Below are 1839 nucleotides of genomic sequence, written 5' to 3' on the forward strand. Positions count from 1 at the left end.
GTGGAATCAGTAGAGAAAACTGGCTATTTTGACGCGTCTGCGCTCGCGGCTGCCCAAAAGCAAAAACCTGTCGATACGGACCGTCCGTTCTTGATGTATCGTGACGTGAACCAGTACAAGAACGGCGAGAAGGAATCAACCTATACAAGGGACTGGTTCGATCCATTCATGCCTTACAACGGCTACAACGGCTCCAAGGATGACACCGTCAAAATGAAGCCCGCCCCCAGCGGCGAAACCGCCTACTATCTGGTGGAGGACGTCCAGCCCGACTGGGATTCCCTCGAAGACGCCAACATCAAGGGCGTGTCCGCCAAGAGTCAGAAATCTAACGGCAAAAATGCAAGCAAGAACGCAGACACCAAGAAATCTGATTCCCAATCGGATGCCGCCACTCGGTCTTTGATGAAGTCCATCGCCGGAAAGTACGGTTTCGCTTCCGGTTCCGGCGGTTGGGACACCACTATGACGGTGGCGTCCGATGGCACGTTCAGCGGAACATATCATGATTCCGACATGGGCATTACGGGAGATGACTATCCGAACGGATCGGTCACCATTTCGAATTTCAAAGGCCGTTTCAAGGATGCCAAGAAGAACGCGGACGGCAGCTATACGATGCAATGCGACAAATCGGCGCTGAAAATCGATGGCAATATAGGAGACACGTATATCAAAAACGGTAGTAAATATACGGTTGCCGACCCCTACGGCATTGCCCCCTGCGGTGCATTCACCGTATATCCGGCGGGATACGACAGTTCGCAGCTCAGCGAAGCGATCGTCGGCTGGAGCCATGCGTGGTATGACAGCATGCCCGCAAAGCTGGAAACGCCGATTATCGTGAATGCCGAGGACACGAATCTCGGTAGCGAATCACAGCAAGACGCCTTCTTCCAATCGAAATATCTTGAGTGATATTCGATAAGGTCGCGTTGTCGGCGGTGCTGCCGTCGAGTCGCTGTCGATCATTGCGATTGCCACGAGCATCGCATTACTGCGATTTGCGCAACAGCCCCCGAACCGCGTACCCGATCGCGCCGCACGTCACCGCGCCCGCACCCAGCAGCGTGGCGCTGACCTGCGGCCTGCGCAGCTCGTTGCGCACGCCAATCAGGTCCGTCACGCAATGGTCCTCGAAGAACACGCGTAATTCGTTGCTGGAATAACGGCCGACCAGATCGCCCCACGTCAGCATGCGCGTCACGTACGCCATCGGATTGTCTTCGCGGAATTCAAACAGCCGGATGCTGCGGAACCGCGATTTCGGGCCGTAGCATTCGAAACCACAGGTCGGCGCGTACCCCAAATCGATGTCGTGCACATGCCCGACGAACGAATTCTTGTGGTCATGCCCGCAGAACAGCGCGAAATAGCCGCCCGCCTCACGCAACGCGTCCACTTCGCCCACGTTCACGTCGGCGCAGCCAATCGCCTCGCCCAGCCGCGAACCGGGTCGGCACACATTGCGGTCGAGCACATAGCAATGTCCTGCGAATTCGCGCGCGCCCTCCACGGCGTTCGGCGTGTAGGCGGGCACTTCGCGCAGGCAATCGTAGAATTCCTGCGGCGGAATGTGCTGGAAGGCGATTGCCGGTACCGCCTGCCCGTCGCCATTGCGCCTGCCCAGCTCGCGTTGCACGTCTTTCAGCCATTCGACGGCTTCCGGCGAGGGGGTGCCGTAGCCGTCGGAGTCGGCCAAATCCCAGCCGCGCGAATTCGCCGCGTATTTCGCGTATTCGGTGACCGACTGCCGTCCGTTGCCGTCACCCGCGTCTGCCGTGTCGGCGTAATCGCCCGAATTGACCATCATCACGCTCATTGTGATACGCCCCGAAC

General features: G+C 58.1%; 2 pseudogenes. One reads left to right on the forward strand and one right to left on the reverse strand.

Features of this window, described 5'->3' with window-relative positions:
* A pseudogene (locus tag ACR0P8_RS09555) lies at nt 1-918 on the forward strand (PASTA domain-containing protein); the annotation flags it as partial.
* Nucleotides 919-994: 76 nt separating this feature from the next.
* Here the strand turns inward: ACR0P8_RS09555 and ACR0P8_RS09560 are convergent.
* Nucleotides 995-1839, reverse strand: a pseudogene (locus tag ACR0P8_RS09560) (metallophosphatase); the annotation flags it as partial.

It is taken from the genome of Bifidobacterium sp. (assembly GCF_050874245.1).
In the GTDB taxonomy this organism is placed as follows: Bacteria; Actinomycetota; Actinomycetes; order Actinomycetales; family Bifidobacteriaceae; genus Bifidobacterium.